General features: G+C 60.9%; 16 protein-coding genes. 9 read left to right on the top strand and 7 right to left on the bottom strand.

The window, feature by feature from the left end; translation table 11 throughout:
* Nucleotides 1–48 precede the first annotated feature (48 nt).
* Nucleotides 49–1,215: a class C beta-lactamase gene (gene ampC, locus IMW75_RS09710; protein ID WP_045060967.1), complete on the top strand. Its 1,167-nt coding sequence runs from the start codon at nucleotides 49–51 to the stop codon at nucleotides 1,213–1,215.
* 64 nt (nucleotides 1,216–1,279) lie between these two features.
* On the opposite strand, the gene IMW75_RS09705 is transcribed toward ampC, so the two are convergent.
* A complete protein-coding gene (locus IMW75_RS09705; protein ID WP_045060966.1) occupies nucleotides 1,280–1,828 on the bottom strand; it encodes a DUF4174 domain-containing protein in 549 nt (182 codons plus the stop codon).
* A 210-nt stretch (nucleotides 1,829–2,038) separates the two neighbouring features.
* On the opposite strand from IMW75_RS09705, the gene IMW75_RS09700 reads away from it, so the two are divergent.
* On the top strand, nucleotides 2,039–2,509 hold the full coding sequence (locus tag IMW75_RS09700) for a GNAT family N-acetyltransferase (protein ID WP_205892479.1): 471 nt from the start codon (nucleotides 2,039–2,041) through the stop codon (nucleotides 2,507–2,509).
* Nucleotides 2,510–2,521: 12 nt separating this feature from the next.
* Here IMW75_RS09700 and IMW75_RS09695 read toward each other — a convergent pair whose 3' ends face one another.
* From IMW75_RS09695 to IMW75_RS09685, 3 genes are all read right to left on the bottom strand, one after another.
* Nucleotides 2,522–3,307: a sulfite exporter TauE/SafE family protein gene (locus tag IMW75_RS09695; protein WP_205892478.1), complete on the bottom strand. Its 786-nt coding sequence runs from the start codon at nucleotides 3,305–3,307 to the stop codon at nucleotides 2,522–2,524.
* 217 nt (nucleotides 3,308–3,524) lie between these two features.
* Nucleotides 3,525–4,739, bottom strand: coding sequence for an MFS transporter (locus tag IMW75_RS09690; protein WP_205892477.1), 1,215 nt, complete (start codon nucleotides 4,737–4,739; stop codon nucleotides 3,525–3,527).
* Between the two features lie 65 nt (nucleotides 4,740–4,804).
* Nucleotides 4,805–5,491, bottom strand: a complete 687-nt coding sequence (locus IMW75_RS09685) for a hypothetical protein (RefSeq protein WP_414704645.1) — start codon at nucleotides 5,489–5,491, stop codon at nucleotides 4,805–4,807.
* Nucleotides 5,492–5,780: 289 nt separating this feature from the next.
* Between IMW75_RS09685 and IMW75_RS09680 the strand changes: the two genes are divergently transcribed.
* Both IMW75_RS09680 and IMW75_RS09675 read left to right on the top strand, forming a co-directional pair.
* Complete coding sequence (locus IMW75_RS09680) at nucleotides 5,781–6,602, top strand: aldo/keto reductase (protein ID WP_205892476.1); 822 nt, start codon at nucleotides 5,781–5,783, stop codon at nucleotides 6,600–6,602.
* Nucleotides 6,603–6,630: 28 nt separating this feature from the next.
* Nucleotides 6,631–7,101, top strand: coding sequence for a DUF1810 domain-containing protein (locus IMW75_RS09675; RefSeq protein ID WP_205892475.1), 471 nt, complete (start codon nucleotides 6,631–6,633; stop codon nucleotides 7,099–7,101).
* Here IMW75_RS09675 and IMW75_RS09670 read toward each other — a convergent pair.
* Complete coding sequence (locus IMW75_RS09670; RefSeq protein WP_205892474.1) at nucleotides 7,066–9,426, bottom strand: DNA polymerase II; 2,361 nt, start codon at nucleotides 9,424–9,426, stop codon at nucleotides 7,066–7,068. The two genes, IMW75_RS09675 and IMW75_RS09670, sit on opposite strands and share 36 nt — an antisense overlap.
* A gap of 212 nt (nucleotides 9,427–9,638) precedes the next feature.
* On the opposite strand from IMW75_RS09670, the gene IMW75_RS09665 reads away from it, so the two are divergent.
* Entirely contained in the window at nucleotides 9,639–10,079 is a 441-nt protein-coding gene (locus tag IMW75_RS09665) for a CBS domain-containing protein (protein ID WP_045060957.1), read from the top strand.
* A 101-nt stretch (nucleotides 10,080–10,180) separates the two neighbouring features.
* Here the strand turns inward: IMW75_RS09665 and IMW75_RS09660 are convergent, their stop codons facing one another.
* Entirely contained in the window at nucleotides 10,181–10,804 is a 624-nt protein-coding gene (locus tag IMW75_RS09660; protein ID WP_045060956.1) for a glutathione S-transferase, read from the bottom strand.
* 157 nt (nucleotides 10,805–10,961) lie between these two features.
* Between IMW75_RS09660 and IMW75_RS09655 the strand changes: the two genes are divergently transcribed.
* From IMW75_RS09655 to IMW75_RS09645, 3 genes are all read left to right on the top strand, one after another.
* On the top strand, nucleotides 10,962–11,483 hold the full coding sequence (locus IMW75_RS09655) for a DUF3455 domain-containing protein (protein WP_045060955.1): 522 nt from the start codon (nucleotides 10,962–10,964) through the stop codon (nucleotides 11,481–11,483).
* A 329-nt stretch (nucleotides 11,484–11,812) separates the two neighbouring features.
* On the top strand, nucleotides 11,813–12,340 hold the full coding sequence (locus IMW75_RS09650) for a sigma-70 family RNA polymerase sigma factor (RefSeq protein ID WP_045060954.1): 528 nt from the start codon (nucleotides 11,813–11,815) through the stop codon (nucleotides 12,338–12,340).
* Nucleotides 12,337–13,056 (top strand): anti-sigma factor, encoded by a 720-nt coding sequence (locus IMW75_RS09645; RefSeq protein WP_045060953.1) that lies wholly within the window; start codon nucleotides 12,337–12,339, stop codon nucleotides 13,054–13,056. Before IMW75_RS09650 ends, IMW75_RS09645 begins: the two co-directional genes overlap by 4 nt.
* 63 nt (nucleotides 13,057–13,119) lie before the next feature.
* On the opposite strand, the gene IMW75_RS09640 is transcribed toward IMW75_RS09645, so the two are convergent.
* Nucleotides 13,120–14,211, bottom strand: coding sequence for a DUF1615 domain-containing protein (locus IMW75_RS09640; RefSeq protein WP_045060952.1), 1,092 nt, complete (start codon nucleotides 14,209–14,211; stop codon nucleotides 13,120–13,122).
* A 291-nt stretch (nucleotides 14,212–14,502) separates the two neighbouring features.
* On the opposite strand from IMW75_RS09640, the gene IMW75_RS09635 reads away from it, so the two are divergent.
* Nucleotides 14,503–16,038: an FAD-dependent oxidoreductase gene (locus IMW75_RS09635; protein WP_205892473.1), complete on the top strand. Its 1,536-nt coding sequence runs from the start codon at nucleotides 14,503–14,505 to the stop codon at nucleotides 16,036–16,038.
* Nucleotides 16,039–16,077: the final 39 nt, after the last annotated feature.

Below are 16,077 nucleotides of genomic sequence, written 5' to 3'. Positions count from 1 at the left end.
CCACCCAGCCTGTACACTGTGCAAAAACACCAAGGACAACCACACCTCATGCACACCTCCAGCCTCAGCAAAACCCTGGCCTGCAGCGCATTCGGACTCCTCCTCGCCACGACCCACTGCATCGCCGCCGCCCCCTCCGATCAACAAATCGAAGCGACCGTGAAGGCCGCCGTGACCCCCGTCATGCAGCAACAAAACATCGCGGGCATGGCGGTAGCCGTCACCTACAAGGGCCAGGCGCATTATTTCAACTTCGGCGCAGCCTCCAGGGAAACCGGCAAGGCGGTCACTGAAAACACCTTGTTCGAAATAGGCTCAATCAGCAAAACCTTCACCGCGACCCTGGCCGCCTACGCCCAGGCCAGCGGCAAATTGTCCCTGTCCACAAAGGCCAGTCAGATTCTCCCGGCATTGCAAGGTAGCGCCTTCGACAACATCAGCGTGCTGCAACTGGGCACGTATACCGCCGGTGGCCTGCCGTTGCAGTTCCCCGAAAATGCCGACTCGCCAGACAAGATGATCGGCTATTTCCAGCAGTGGAAGCCGACCTATGACGCTGGCAGCCATCGACTATATTCCAACCCCAGCCTCGGGCTCTTTGGCTACCTGGCCGCGCAAAGCATGGGGGCGCCATTTGACCAGTTGATGGAACAGACCTTGCTGCCAAAACTGGGCCTTTCCCACACCTGGCTCAAGGTTCCCCAGGCCGAAATGGCACTGTATGCCCAGGGCTACAACAAGGAGGATAAACCGGTCAGAGTCGGCCCGGGAGCGCTCGATTCCGAGGCGTACGGGGTCAAAACCAGCGCCGTCGACATGCTGCGCTATGTCGAGGCAAACATGCGGCCGACGAAGCTGGAAGCGCCGATGCAACAGGCTATCGCTACCACCCACACCGGCTACTACACCGTCGCAAACATGACTCAGGGGCTGGGTTGGGAGCTGTACAGCTACCCCATCACACTCGACCAGCTACTGGCCGGGAATTCAACGGAAATGGCGATGCAGGCGCATGAAGTCAAGTGGCTTAACCCCCCGCAACCACAGCCGCAGAATGTACTGATCAACAAGACCGGCTCGACTGGCGGCTTTGGCGCCTATGCGGCGTTCGTGCCCTCCAAGGAGATAGGCATCGTGATTCTGGCGAACAAGAACTTTCCAATCCCGGACAGGGTCAAGATCGCTCACTCGGTTCTGAGCGTGCTGGCACACTGATCGAATCCACCTTTCGTGTGAACACTAAAAAATGGGCGACCTGTGCAGGTCGCCCATTTTTGTGTCAGTCGTCGGGCATTTCAGGTGGCTTGGCGGGTTTAGCCGGTTTGGCAGGTTTCGCGCCCTTGGCGCCTTTGGCCGGCTCGGCTTCGGCCGGTGCCGCCACCGCCGCTGCCGCCGCTTCTTTTTCAGCCATCGGCATGGCATCGATGGTGCTGAAAATCTCCTTCAGGTTTACCGTCCCCAATTGCTCAAGCTTCTTCTCACCGTCCTTGCCCACAAGAATGACCTTGGTCTGCGCCCCTGCCCCCATCTTCAGTGCACGAATCAGCGCCATCGTACTTTGCGGGTCGAGGTCTTTACCCTCTCGCTGGCCCATGGTGTTGATCACCGAATAAAGCACCATGTTGCGGTCGGTGAAGCCTTTTTTGTTGTCGGGCTCTTCCAGGGATTTTTTCAGGCTGACCCACGTCGGGTCCACCGTGCTGGGCGCGATCACGATCAGCGGACGCGAGCGGCCCTTGTCCATGTCCAGCGGTGAATCGCCGTCAGCGGCGAGCAAGGGGCCGGCGAGTACCAGCAAGGTAGTCAGGGTCAAAGACCTGATGAGCATGCGCATCTCCTTTTGTAATCCACGCTCTAATGATTGCGCATCGCGGTGATTGTTCCGGGTGACGCACCGCAATAATGTTTCGCTTTGTTCAAAGCTTAGGTCAGGGCGATTATTGCGCAACCGCGATCCTGTGCGCAGTTGATTACCTGAAACGAACATTCTATGGTCGGCGCACGACAAGCAGCGTCATGAAAAGGAGCTTCAACCGCCATGCAGATCGACTACCTGTGCGACCACCCCGCACTCATCCCCGAGTTGGCCGAACTCAATTTCAACGAGTGGGGTCAATACCGTCCCGGCGACAACCTGCAAGCCAGAACCGCGCGCATGCGGGCGGCCTGTGGCAAAGGTGCAGTGCCCACGGTTGTGGTCGCCATCGAAGATGCACAAATGCTCGGCGGCGCCCTGCTGATCGACAGCGACCTCGACTCCCGCCCGGATCTGACGCCGTGGCTGGCTGGAGTGTATGTGAAGGTCGAGCATCGCGGCCGGGGCATTGCCTCGGCGCTGGTGAACCGTATTGTCGACGAAGCGGCAGCACTGGGCATTGCCGAGTTGTATCTCTATACCGACCAGGCCCAGTCGCTGTATGCCAGGCTGGGTTGGGAAGTTGTCGAGCATACGGTCGATGACGAGGGGCTCGGCATCACTGTGATGAAGCGTCTGATCCAGAAGGCCTGACGCACGGCTCACTCAGAACGCCAATTTGTAACCGATCAATACCAGCATGGTCGCCAGGCAAGGTCGCAGCACTTCATCGGAGATCCGTCCGGTGAGGTGACTGCCCAGCCAGATACCCGGCAGCGAGCCGATCAACAAATAGCCCAGCACGTGCCAGTCCATGTTGCCCATGCTCGCGTGGCCAAGGCCGGCGACGAGGGTCAGCGGTACGGCGTGGGCGATTTCGGTGCCAACCAGGCGCCGGGTTGGCAGCAGCGGATAGAGGATGAACAAGGCCACGGTGCCCAGCGCGCCAGCACCGATGGACGTCAGTGCGACCATGGTGCCGAGGACCAGACCGGTGATGACGGTCATCACATTGAGGCGCGGACCGCTCGGGTTGTAGTTGCCGCCAGCCCGTTTGTGGGCGAAATCGAGCAGGCGATTCTTGAAGAAAATTGCCAGTGCCGTCGCGAACAGTACGAAACCCAGGGCCTGTTTGATAACGGCATTCATGGCATCCGGAGAGCTGTGCAGCGTGCTCAGGAACCACAATGTCATGACCACTGCCGGGACACTGCCGAGGGTCAGCCAGCCGGTGATCGCCCAGTCGATATTCTTGTTTTTGCGGTGAACCAGAACACCACTGGATTTGGTGATGGCCGCGTACAGCAGGTCAGTGCCGACCGCTGTGGCGGGATTGACGCCGAACCACAGCAGGATAGGAGTCATCAACGACCCGCCACCGACGCCGGTCATGCCGACAATAAAACCGACTACCAAGCCTGCAACGACTAACCCGAGGTTTCCAAAGTCCATAAATCGCCCAAACAAACCGCAGGAAAAAACTGGTCCGCAGCATAGCGATTTTTCTTATAACTACTTATATCAATGCGGACTATGGTTATATCGATTCGGCAATGATGTTGAATGGCGGACCGCTATCGCGAGCAATCTTTGCTCCCACAGGGGTGCGACGCAGGCAGCCGCGGCAGGCAAGCGTTGCGCCCACAGAATGAGTTCGGATCATTGCAGGTCAGTGCGACCGCCGCCCCGGCTTGAAGCTGTATTGGCTATTAACAAAAACCGTAGCAAACGCCACCAGCGACAAAATCAGCAACGCCCAGGGAAACGCCATCGCGCCCACCCGGTCCAGCAGCAGACCACCGAACAGTCCGCCCCCGGCAATGGCCACGTTCCAGGAAGTCGTCAGCATCGCCTGCACCACATCAACGTTCTCGCCCGCAGAATCTGCAGCCGCCGTCAGCAGCAACGTTGCCGACCCGCCAAATGACAGCCCCCACACCGCCATGCAGCCATACACCACCCAGGGCGACGACGCAGCCATGGCCAGCACCAGCGCGGTAAGCGAAAAAACCGCGAGGCTGATCAGTGCCAACCGGCGCAACCAACGGTCCACCAGCAGGCCAATCACCCAGATACCCACCAGCGAACTGACACCGAACACCAGCAGCACCAGGTCCACCCGTTCACCCAGGCCCGCCTGGGTCAGGAACGGATCGATATAGGTGTACAGAATGTTATGCCCCAGCATCCACGTCAGCACCACAAACAACACAGGACGCACGCCCTTCATGCTGAACACCTTGGCCAGGGGCAGGCGCTCGGTGTCGGGCTGGCCGGGACGGTCAGGCACGGCGACCATGATCCAGGCCGCCAGCAGCAACGCCAGGGCCGACATGATGCCGAACGAGGCGCGCCAGCCGATCAGGTTACCCAGCCAGGTCCCGGCAGGTGTGCCGAGCGACAACGCGACCGGGGTGCCAAGCATCGCGATCGCCAGCGCCCGACCTTGCAGGCGCGGGGTGACCAGCCCCCGGGCGTAACCGGCCATGATGCCCCACGCCAGGCCCGCCGCCATGCCCGCCAGGAAGCGCGACACCAGGGTCAGCCCGTAGTGACTGGAGAACGTCGTGACGGTGTTGAACAACAGAAATCCGCACACTGTCATCATCAGCACTCGCCGACGCCGCCAGCCGCGAGTCGCCACAGTCAGCGGAATGGCCGCCACGATCGAGCCCAGGGCATAAAGCGTTACCAACTGGCCGGCCCACACTTCGCTGACCTGCAACCCGGCGCCGATCTGCGTCAGCAACCCGGCCGGCAGGGTTTCGGTGAGCACGGCGATAAAACCGGTCATGGCGAACGCCAGCAGCGCAGCGTAAGGCAGCTTCTCGCTCTGGGCAGAGTGTTCGGTGCGCGTACGTTCGACGGCGGCCTGGTCTGTCATGACGGTTGCAGCTCCCTTTCAAGCGACATCGATTGTATACAACTTAACACTGTAACTGACTCGGATCACTGCACCGGTAAAAAATTCAGAAACAGCAGGCTCTGCGCGTAGTTCAGGCCGATCCGTCGATATCGCTCATCGAGCATCTGGGTCAACAGGTCCAGGCGCGCAACGATCTTGCCGAATTCCACGGCGAAACTCAGGTTGCTGCCTTCCTCCGAGATCTCGTTGGAAAACAGCAAGGGTCCACCCTGGGGGTTCTGCCGCTGACTGAGGATCCAGGTGGCTTTCTCGATGTTGCGCGCGGCGTTGTTGACGAAGGTCGGATTGATCGCATCCGTCATGTAGAACTCCAGCCGGTCACCGTGGGCAGTCACCAGCATGCTGCCGATGGCATAGATGAACGCACCGACCCGGTCGCCGAGGAACTCCGGACTCATGGCATAGCTCAGCGCCGCCAGGTCCTTTCTGCCCCCCAGGGTGGGCAGCGGTTGCTGCTGCTCGATCGCCATGCGCACCTGTTTTTCTGCGATTCGAGCGTCGAGAAAGCCGGACTTTTTCAGCTCGTCGGGGTTGCGCAGGTACAGCTTGTTCATCAGCAGGTAGAGGCTGTCGAGGTTGTCGCGCATGGTCAGGGTGGCCATGCGGTCGACGCTGGTCTGGAGAAATTCCTGGGGTTTGCCTTCGCGAAACTGGCTGATGACGTCCCGTCCCTGCTGCTGGCTGCAACCGGTGACGAACAGCAGCGCCATGCAGGCGAGTAGCCGGCGTTGGCCGCGGATGTGCGCGGTGATGAGGGACAACAATTGGGCCATGAATTTTGCGACTTGGGCATTGGCCGGCGGTGGGGATCGCCGCGGGCAGGCCATGGATAGAGCCGCGAATGCCGAAAAAGTGCAGTGCCGACGGTCCGTAAACCTGCACGAAGGATGCGCCACTCAACAACGTCCACTGGCTGCGGTAGCCTGGAGCCTTGCAGCAATGAACCTCATGCCGTTCATGCTGCCGAACGTACACCAGCGGATTTTTCAGGAGGTTTGAATGCGCACTTTGCAATTGGCCGGCGTCGAGGTACCGGTCATCGGCCAGGGCACCTGGCGCATGGGCGAGGATTCATCGCAATACGCCAGCGAAGTCGCGGCCTTGCGCCAAGGCATCGAGCTGGGCATGACCCTGATCGACAGCGCCGAAATGTACGCCGAAGGCGCAGCAGAGGAAGTGGTGGGCGAGGCGATCGCGGGTCAGCGTGACAAGGTCTTCCTGGTCAGCAAAGTGTACCCGCACAATGCCAGTCGCCAGGGCGTTCCCTTGGCGTGCGAGCGCAGCCTGAAGCGGCTGCGCACCGATTACATCGATCTGTATCTGCTGCATTGGCGCGGCCAGTATCCGCTGGAGGAAACTGTCGACGCCTTCGAGCGCTTGCGCGAGGCCGGCAAGATCGGCCGCTGGGGGGTGTCCAATTTTGATCTGGATGACCTGCACGAACTGGCTGCACCGGCCTGCGCCACCAATCAGGTGCTGTACAACCTGGAAGCGCGCGGCATCGAATTCGACCTGCTACCGTGGTGCCAGCAACAGAGGCTGCCCGTCATGGCCTACTGTCCCATTGGCCAAGGTGGGCATATGCTGGCCCACGCCACCCTCGGACAAGTGGCAGCCCGTCACGCCGCGACACCGGCGCAGGTGGCACTGGCATGGATTCTGCGGCAGGACGGGGTAATCGCCATCCCCAAGGCGGTCCGGCCCGAGCACGTCAAACTCAATGCCCAAGCACACGACATACGGCTTGAACCCGGGGATCTGGAGGCGCTGGACCAAGTGTTTCGTGCGCCACAACGCAAACAGCGACTGGCCATGGTCTAGGCCATCGGTTTCATCAGAGGGCTTCTACATGAGAAGCACCGACCCGCTGGACTCCTTTAACCTGGACCGCTTCCTCCAGGCGCAGGACCCGGTGTTCGACTACGTCCTCGAGGAACTGGCTGCCGGCTGCAAGCGCCGGCACTGGATGTGGTTCATCTTCCCGCAGATCGCCGGACTGGGTGGCAGCGAAATGTCGCGGCGCTTCGCTATCCAGTCGGCCGCAGAAGCGATGGCCTATCTGGATCATGCAGTGCTGGGTGCACGGCTGCGGACCTGTACTCAATTGGTGCTCAACATCAAGCATCGGTCCATCGGTGACATTTTCGGTCACCCCGACAACCTGAAGTTTCACTCCTCCATGACCCTGTTTACGCAGTTCAGCCCCGGGGACAGTCTGTTCCATCAGGCCCTGGACCGTTACTACCACGGCATTCCGGACGAGTGGACCCTGTCGCTACTGGACTCAAAAGAGCCCCAGTTGCCCTCCAATCAGGGTTGAAAAGTCGTCATCTACAAACGGCAGGATGGCGTCCGCGATCGGTTGCAGTTGCCGCGTGACGTAATGGTCATAGTCGACGGGCGCGCTGCGCACCTCCAGCGGCTCAGGCCCGGCTACGGTGATCAGGTAACTGATCCAGCCGCCGTTCTGGTACTGCCGAGGCCGGCCCTGCTGGTCGTTGTAGGCATCGGCGATGCGCGCCGCCCGCACATGTGGAGGCACGTTGCGCTCATAGTCGTCGAGGGTGCGGCGCAGGCGTTTGCGATAGACGAGGCGCTCGTCGAACTCGCCGGCCAGGGTCTTGCGCACGTAGTCGCGCACATAATCCTGATAGGGCTTGCGGTGGAATATCAGCGAATAGAGTTCCTGCTGGAATTGGCGGGCCAGCAGTGACCAGTCGGTACGCACCGCTTCAAGGCCCTTGTAGACCATCTCGTCGGTACCATCGGCACGGCGGACCAATCCTGCATAACGCTTTTTACTGCCCTCCTCCGCACCGCGAATGGTCGGCATCAGGAACCGCGTGTAGTGGGTTTCATATTGCAGTTCAAGCACGCTTTGCAGCCCATACTGCTGCTGCACGTGCCCACGCCACCACTGGTTCACGTGATCGACCAGGGCCCTGCCGATCTGCGCGGCTTCTTCCTGGCCATGGGCCCGACGCAGCCAGACGAAGGTCGAGTCGGTATCGCCGTAAATCACCGTGTGCCCCTGCGCCTCGATCAGCTGACGAGTGCGCAGCATGATCTCGTGCCCGCGCAAGGTGATCGATGAGGCCAGGCGCGTGTCGAAGAACCGGCAGCCGCTGGACCCGAGCACGCCGTAGAACGCGTTCATGATGATCTTCAGGGCCTGGGACAGCGGCGCGTTGTGCTCACGCTTGGCGGTTTCCCGGCCCTCGGCCACCCGCGAGACAATCGCTGGCAGGCAATGCCGGGTCCTGGAAAACCGCGCGCCGCGGAAACCGGGGACCGAGTCGTGGTCGTCCGGGTGCTTGAGGCCTTCGATCAGGCCGACCGGGTCGATCAGGAACGTGCGGATGATCGAGGGGTAGAGGCTCTTGTAGTCGAGCACCAGCACCGATTCGTAGAGCCCCGGCTGTGAGTCCATGACAAAACCGCCAGGACTGGCTTGCGGTGGCCGCCCGCCGAGGTTCGGCGCAACAAAGCCCTGGCGGTGCATCAGCGGCATGTAAAGGTGGGTGAAGGCCGCTACCGAGCCGCCGCTGCGGTCCGCCGGCAAACCTGTAACGCTGGCGCGCTCGAGCAGGAAGGTCAACAGCTCGGTTTTGGCGAAAATCCGCGTGACCAATTCGCAGTCCTTGAGGTTGTATTTGGCCAGGGCCGGCTTGTCCTCGGCGAACATGCGGTTGATTTCGTCCATGCGCTGGTAAGGCGTGCTGATCGCCTTGCCCTCCCCCAACAGGGTCTGGGCGACGTTCTCCAGGCTGAACGAGGGGAAACTCCAGGTCGCTGAGCGCAGGGACTCGATGCCGTCGATGATCAAGCGGCCCGCCGCTGCCGCAAAAAAGTGATTGCGGCTGCCATGTTCACGCCACTGCATCTCTTCGCCACCACGCCCCAGCTTGAGTGGCACCGCCAGGCGCCGGGCATGCTCGTGGAGCACCCGCAGGTCGAACTGCACGACGTTCCAGCCGATGATCGCGTCCGGGTCGAAACGGGCAAACCATTCGTTGAGTTTCTTCAGCAACAGGGTGCGTGACTCGCAGTATTCAAGTTGGAAGTCCACCTCGCTGTCGTCACCGTTGGGCGGACCAAGCATGTACACCTGACGCTCGCCACACCCTTGCAGCGCAATCGAGTAAAGCTCGCCCCGGGCGGTGGTTTCGATATCCAGGGACACCAGCCTGAGCGTGGGCCGGTAAGCCGGATCAGCTTTCATCTGCGCGTCGAGCACCAGTCCTTCGGCATTCGGCGTGCCACCGAAGACCACCGGTGCGGTGATGAAGCGCTCCATCATGTAGCGTTCGGGCGGTCGCACATCGGCTTCGAACATCTCGACGCCGACCTTGCGCAGGGCGGTTTCCAGGCGCATCAACTGGCCGTGCTGCTGACAGTACAGGCCGAGCACCGGGCGATGCTCGAAGTCCAGCAGCGCCAGGGGCCGTAGCTCGACGTTTTTTTCACCCTGTAGCACCTGCTCTGCCTGTTCCCGCTGTTCGGCGGGAATGAACGCCACCGACGGTTGATGGGGCAGGCGAATGCGCCGGGGACCGTTATCGGTCGCCAGCCAGAACTCGACTTCCGTACCGGCCGGGGTGTCACGCCAATGCCGGGTCAGGACAAAACCCTGCTGTAGATCCACCAGTGCAGCCTCGATAACGATTCAGGTGGGGATTCTACGCGTATCCTCGTCACAGCTGCCGAGCCAGCGAGGTTATGTGGAGTTGGAATGGGAAAATGTATAAAAAAACAGCCAAATGACGTTTTTTGCATGATATCCGCCGCTTTGCGTCTTGCCCTCAACGCCCGGGTCTATGATTCTTCTAGAACAACGACAACACCAGAGTACCCACCATGAAAACCGTCGCCCAACTGCTCAAGTTGAAAGATCAGAAGAACCAGGAAGTGCACCAGATCAAGCCCGACCACATGGTGCTAGAAGCGTTGATGAAGATGGCCGAGAAGAACGTCGGCGCCCTGCTCGTGGTGGAAAATGACCAGGTGCTGGGGATCATCAGCGAACGGGATTACGCGCGCAAACTGGTGTTGCATGGTCGTTCCTCGGTGGGTACGCCGGTGCGCGACATCATGGTCTCGCAAGTGATCACCGTGGACACCCACCAGACCGTGGACACCTGTCTGGGCATCATGTCCGATAAACGGCTGCGTCACTTGCCTGTGGTCGAGAACGGCAAGCTGATCGGCCTGCTGTCGATCGGCGACCTGGTCAAGGAAGCCATTGCCGAACAGGCCGAGCTCATTCGGCAGCTGGAGCAGTACATTCGCGGCGAATAGTTTGGGTTCCCACCGTGGGTGATCCTGCTCGCGATGGAGTGTCAGTCGACCTCATTGGATCTGACATTCCATCGCAAGCAGGCGCGCTCCCACAGTATTGTTCACGTTGGCCAATGCCGGGCAAACACCGGTGCCAATGTCGGATGCCGATCGATTCGCTCCAGCCACGCATAAAATCCTGGCCGGGTGATGCGCAGATGTTCGCGGCTACCCGCCCAGCGACTGACCACGGCGGCCAGAACGTCCAGAGCGCCTGGCGCCTCGTCGCCCAGGTACAACTCGCCGGAAAACTGGTCGGCGAACACCTCCCAACTCCAGTGCAGGCGCTGGCGCGCGCCGGCCATGAGGTTCTGTCGGGACTTCTCATCCGACTCGTCCAGCCAGCGCTCGGGGTAGTCGATGATGCCGATCGCCGCATAACAATTGCTGACAATGAACGCCAGGCCGCGAATGGCCTGGTCGCGTTCGGCGACGTCATCCGGCAGCAGGTTCGACTGGGGAAAGGTCAGCCCCAGGTGGATGAGGATCGCGGCGCTCTCGGTCAGGACGCTGCCGTCGGGCAATTGCAGGGTTGGTATCTGCTTCAGCGGATTGAGTTTCTCCAGGGCCTGCGCCGACTCTGGTGAGGCCTCGACATCGATAAAACGATAGGGAATCTCGCAGAGTTCCAACGCCGCCTCAATCGCCGCAGCGCCGGAGTTCCTGTGTCCGTAGAGCTGGTACATACACACCTCCTTTGCAGTTCTCTCTTTGTAGCAGCTGACTCGGCTCCTGCGGAAAAATTTCTTTTTTCGCCTCTGCATCCAAATCGCCCGGTGGCGGGTAGTACCTGTAGCAGCGCTGATGCTGCACAGCGGATTACCCACTTTCGGAGTGCTATCAATGAACGCCAAACAGCTGATGTGCCTTGCCGGTTTGCTTGCCACCACTACCGCCGCCTTCGCCCAGACCGGGTTGCCCGACAGCATCAAGGTGCCGGACGGGCACAAGGTAGCGATGGAGACCACCGGGGTCGGCGAGATCACCTATGAGTGCCGCGACAAGGCCAACGCCGCCGGCATGACCGAGTGGGTTTTCGTGGGGCCCAAAGCGGTGCTTAACGATCGCAGCGGCAAACAGGTCGGCACCTATTTCGGCCCGCCGGCCACCTGGCAGGCGAAGGACGGCTCGAAGGTCACCGGTACCCAACTGGCCGTCGCACCATCGACACCGGGTAACCTGCCGTACCAGTTGGTCAAGGCCAATCCGGCCGAAGGCAAAGGCGCGATGAGCGGCGTGAGCTACATCCAGCGCGTGGCCCTTAAGGGCGGCGTGGCACCGGGTACCGAATGCACCTCCGCCAACAAGGGCAAGCAGGAAGTGGTGAAGTACCAGGCGGATTACATTTTCTGGGCCGCCAGCTGATTCCGGCCCCCATCTCTAATCTCTAATAGACGCCTGGAATACTGCAATATTCTGGAACACATGCATGACCTGTGATCTGGGACACCTGCAATTTCTGTTACCTGGAACAGCTGTAGCAGCTGTAGCAGCTGTAGCAGCTGTAGCAGCTGTAGCAGCTGTAGCAGCTGTGGCAGCTGTGGCAGCTGTGGCAGCAAGGCTTGCCCTCGATGGCTTTCGGTCAGCAGACACAACATTTGCTGACAGAAAACCATCGCGGGCAAGCCTTGCGCCTACAGGGGGTATGTTTGTTTGCTAGATTGCATGCCAGGTCCCAACAATGGCTGAGCACAGTGTCCTTGCCCGAACCCTTATTCGATTACGAAGCACATCTGGCCGCCTGCGGGCGAGGCGATCGGCAGGCCTTGCGCGATTTATACGTGCAGGAGAGTTCGCGCCTGCTGGGCGTGGCCAAGCGCCTGGTACGCGACACCGCGCTGGCCGAAGATATTGTCCACGATGCATTTCTGAAAATCTGGAACGGTGCCGCGCGATTCGATCCCGCGCGAGGTTCGGCGCGGGGCTGGATGTACAGCGTAACGCGGCACCTGGCGTTGAATTTCCTGCGCGACCATCGGCGCGAAAGCCACGACGAGACCGAAGTGCCGGACGTTACCGAAGCTTTCGATGACCAGGCCGATTCCGGACGCATCCATCACTGCCTGGAGCAATTGGAACCGGCACGGCGCACTTGCATCGTGCATGCGTACGTCGACGGTTATTCCCACGCCGAGATATCACACAAGCTCGGCACCCCGCTGGGCACGGTCAAAGCCTGGATCAAGCGCAGCCTGACGGCGTTGCGGGAGTGCATGGGATGATCAGCAGACCTTTGAACGAAACCCCTGAAGAGCGCGACGAACTGGCCAGCGAGTATGTACTGGGCACGCTCTCGGGCGAGTTGCGAGCTCAGGTGCGCCTGCGCCTGGAGGACGACGCCGAGTTGCGCACGGCGGTCGACAGCTGGGAACGTCGCCTGCTCGGCTTGACCGACCTCGTCGAGCCGGTGCTTCCTTCTACCCAATTGTGGCCGCGAATTGAGCGCAGTGTGCAGGTCCTGGAGCCCAAGCACCGGTTACCTGCCGCGCGCGCGCCCTCCTGGTGGAACCTGCTGCCCTTATGGCGCGGGCTGGCCGGTGCCGGGCTGGCGGCCAGCCTGCTGCTCGGTGCATTGCTGTTGACGCAGACCACGGCCAAGCCGACCTACCTGGTGGTGTTGGTCGGCCCTCAGGACAAGGCGCCGGGCTGGGTCGTCCAGGCGAGCAACCCAAGGGAGCTGCAATTGATTCCGCTGGGGGTGGTTGAAGTTCCAGCCGACAAGGCGCTGGAATTCTGGACCAAGGCAGACGGTTGGCAAGGGCCGGTATCCCTGGGTCTGGTCAAACCGGGGCAAACCCTGTCGGTGCCGCTGGATAAACTGCCGCCACTGGTTCCTGATCAACTGTTCGAGCTGACCCTGGAGAACCCCAATGGCTCGCCAATCGGCAAGCCGACCGGGCCGATTCAGTTCATCGGCCGGGCAGTGAAGGTCATTTGATTGAATTTACCCTGGGCCGTCTGATGCAAACAAACGCCCGCTCCCACTGAGGCCTGGGCCCGCTCAGCGGGCTCGGGCCATGCAACGCTGATAGCGCTCATCCACCCGCTTGGCGAACCAGGCGGTGGTGAGTTTTCGGGTAATTTTCGGGCTTTGCAGAACGATTCCCGGCAATACCGCCCGGGGCAATGACCGGCCTTCAGCCTGCTCCGCCAATTCGAACACCCGCTGATACAGTTTCGTTTCCTCGAACTCCAGGCTCTTACCCTTGTCCAGTTGAGCGCGGATGGTCGGATTGCGCATGTCCAGTTGCTTGCCAAGGCTGCGCACGGCCAGCTCGGTGGTGCCCGGCATGATTGCGTCGTAGCGCACCAGATCACCGTCCAGCGCCAGCGGGATGCCAGATGCGCGACTTACGGCATTCTGAAAGGCTGCATTGCGACTGGCGTACCAGCCGGCGTTGAAATCGGCAAAGCGGTACAGGGGCTGTTCGTAGCTCACCGGGTAACCCAGCAGGTGGGCGATGCCGAAATACATGCCGCCGCGACGAGTGAACACTTCACGGCGAATCGTGCCCTCGACCGGATACGGGTACTGTCGCGCATGCTGTTCGGCGAAATCGATGCTGACCTGCATCGGCCCACCGGTATGCACCGGGTTGAATCCGCCGAATAGCGTCTGCCCCATTGGCACCATGCCGATGAAATCATCGAAGATCGCGCTTAGCTCCTTTTCACTGCGTGCGGCATTGAGCCGCGTGCTGTAGCTCTTGCCGTTGGGCGAGTTGACCTGCAGCGCGCCACTGACCAGCAGGCGGGGGATATGCACCTTGGCGGCCCGGCGGTCGATCTCTTCACGGGCGATCTTGCCCAGCCCGGGCACTGGCGGGTCCACTTGGAACGTCGACTCCTGCTCGGTGACGGCGAGCACCGAGCAGAGGTTTTGCGTGCTCGGATAAATGCCCTGCGCGGCGAATGCGGCATAGATGTCCGTGGCCCAGCCCTGGCGATCGGCTGTTTTTGCCGGCAACAGGCGCACCAGTTCAGCCTTTACCTCTGCGGGCTTGCGCGCAGGCGGTTCCGGTGTCCTTTGCGTGGCGCAACCGGCGAGTACCAGTAGCGCGGTGACGCTTGTGATCAATCGATTGGCTTGCATGGTGTTCCATCAGATTCTTCGGGACGGTTAACCATACGATCAATGGCATGGCGCAGGCTATGACTCTTGCCGCCGCTAACTGTTCCCCCGCCTAAACCGGGTGTGATTTGCGCGGGATCTGCATGCAATCCGGGTAGGAGCTGTCGAGAGAAACGAGGCTGCGATCTTTTGATCGGAACGCCGTCCCCAGCAGGCATGCTTTTACCAGAGGGCTTTTTCCGTTGGGCAGGCCGTCTGGACGCGGTTTCGAGCTGGACCATACTTGAGCAACACGGCGAGGAGACCAGCCCCATGAATCGAAGCGATGTGCTGATTGTCGGCGCCGGCCCCACTGGACTGGTACTGGCGCTGTGGTTGAGCAAACTGGGGATTCGGGTGCGGATCATCGACAAGACCTCGGCGCCCGGCACGACCTCCCGGGCGTTGGCGGTGCAGGCGCGCACCCTTGAACTGTATCGCCAGCTCGACCTCGCCGACGCCGTGGTGCAGAACGGTCATCGCGTTGCCGCGGCGAATTTCTGGGTCAAGGGCGGGCCTGTCGCGCGCTTGCCCCTGACGGCCGTCGGCGAAGGCCTCACGCCCTACTCTTTCCTGGAAATATATCCCCAGGACCAGCACGAGCGACTATTGATCACCCGTCTCGAAGCCTTTGGAATAAAGGTTGAACGCAGTACCGAACTTGAAAGTTTCGAGGAAACCGGCGACGGCGTCAGTGCGCAATTGCGCTTGCCGGACGGCCAGCAGGAAATTTGCCAGGCGTGTTACCTGGCCGGGTGTGATGGCGCCCGATCGATCGTGCGCAAGGCCCTCGATACCGATTTTCCCGGCGGCACCTACCAGCAGATTTTCTACGTGGCCGATGTGCATGCCAGCGGCGAGGCCCTCAATGGCGAATTGCACGTGGACCTGGATGAGGCCGACTTCCTTGCGGTGTTTCCCATGGCCGAGCAAGGTCGCGCGCGTCTGATCGGCACAGTGCGCGATGAGCGCGCCGAACAGTCGGAAAACCTGCGGTTCGAGGATGTCAGCAATCACGCGATCCAGAGCATGAACGTGCAGATCGAGCGGGTGAACTGGTTCTCGACCTACCGCGTGCATCATCGGGTGGCGGATCACTTTCGCACCGGTCGCGCGTTTCTGCTGGGGGACGCCGCCCACGTCCACAGTCCGGTCGGCGGCCAGGGCATGAACACCGGGATCGGTGACGCCATCAACCTGGCGTGGAAACTCGCCGCCGTGTTGAGTGGCGGTGCCGAAACGCGGTTGCTCGACAGTTATGAACCGGAACGCATCGCTTTTGCCCGCAAACTGGTCGCCACCACCGACCGGGTATTCAGTTTGGTCACCGCCCAAGGCCCCATGGCCGACCTGCTGCGCACCCGCCTGGCGCCGTTGCTCATTCCGAAAATGGCCGCGTTCGAAACATCCCGCGAATTTCTGTTTCGCACGGTTTCGCAGATCACTCTGAATTACCGGACGATGGCATTGAGTGCAGGCGTAGCCGGGCATGTCCATGGCGGGGATCGACTGCCTTGGGCGCACGATGGCGAAGGCGACAATTATGAATCGCTCAAGCAGCCGGTCTGGCAGGTGCATGTGTATGGCGACACCAGCGACGAAATGATCGCCTGGTGCCTGGAGCATCACCTGCCGTTGCAGGTATTTGCCTGGCGGCCTGCGTTCGAAGCGGCGGGCCTTGGACGTAACGGGTTCTACCTGTTACGACCGGATACCTATGTGGCGATCGCCGAGAACAGCTCGGATCCGAAGGTGATCGAACGCTATTTCCGTGATCACGCGATTCGTACGTTTTTCACCAACCCCTGACACCCCACACAACAAACATGTGGGAGCGGGCTTGCCGCT

Source organism: Pseudomonas gregormendelii (genome assembly GCF_017114825.1).
Classification (GTDB): domain Bacteria; phylum Pseudomonadota; class Gammaproteobacteria; order Pseudomonadales; family Pseudomonadaceae; genus Aquipseudomonas; species Aquipseudomonas gregormendelii.
The sequence above is the reverse complement of the archived record's forward strand: the minus strand, read 5'-3'. Positions and strand labels throughout refer to the sequence as shown.

What these genes read in the sequence shown, in the direction of transcription:
- ampC (WP_045060967.1), top strand. Translation starts at nt 49, where the DNA reads ATGCACACCTCCAGCCTCAGCAAAACCCTGGCCTGCAGCGCATTCGGA.
- IMW75_RS09705 (WP_045060966.1), bottom strand. Translation starts at nt 1,828, where the DNA reads ATGCTCATCAGGTCTTTGACCCTGACTACCTTGCTGGTACTCGCCGGC.
- IMW75_RS09700 (WP_205892479.1), top strand. Translation starts at nt 2,039, where the DNA reads ATGCAGATCGACTACCTGTGCGACCACCCCGCACTCATCCCCGAGTTG.
- IMW75_RS09695 (WP_205892478.1), bottom strand. Translation starts at nt 3,307, where the DNA reads ATGGACTTTGGAAACCTCGGGTTAGTCGTTGCAGGCTTGGTAGTCGGT.
- IMW75_RS09690 (WP_205892477.1), bottom strand. Translation starts at nt 4,739, where the DNA reads ATGACAGACCAGGCCGCCGTCGAACGTACGCGCACCGAACACTCTGCC.
- IMW75_RS09685 (WP_414704645.1), bottom strand. Translation starts at nt 5,491, where the DNA reads ATGGCGCTGCTGTTCGTCACCGGTTGCAGCCAGCAGCAGGGACGGGAC.
- IMW75_RS09680 (WP_205892476.1), top strand. Translation starts at nt 5,781, where the DNA reads ATGCGCACTTTGCAATTGGCCGGCGTCGAGGTACCGGTCATCGGCCAG.
- IMW75_RS09675 (WP_205892475.1), top strand. Translation starts at nt 6,631, where the DNA reads ATGAGAAGCACCGACCCGCTGGACTCCTTTAACCTGGACCGCTTCCTC.
- IMW75_RS09665 (WP_045060957.1), top strand. Translation starts at nt 9,639, where the DNA reads ATGAAAACCGTCGCCCAACTGCTCAAGTTGAAAGATCAGAAGAACCAG.
- IMW75_RS09660 (WP_045060956.1), bottom strand. Translation starts at nt 10,804, where the DNA reads ATGTACCAGCTCTACGGACACAGGAACTCCGGCGCTGCGGCGATTGAG.
- IMW75_RS09655 (WP_045060955.1), top strand. Translation starts at nt 10,962, where the DNA reads ATGAACGCCAAACAGCTGATGTGCCTTGCCGGTTTGCTTGCCACCACT.
- IMW75_RS09645 (WP_045060953.1), top strand. Translation starts at nt 12,337, where the DNA reads ATGATCAGCAGACCTTTGAACGAAACCCCTGAAGAGCGCGACGAACTG.
- IMW75_RS09640 (WP_045060952.1), bottom strand. Translation starts at nt 14,211, where the DNA reads ATGCAAGCCAATCGATTGATCACAAGCGTCACCGCGCTACTGGTACTC.
- IMW75_RS09635 (WP_205892473.1), top strand. Translation starts at nt 14,503, where the DNA reads ATGAATCGAAGCGATGTGCTGATTGTCGGCGCCGGCCCCACTGGACTG.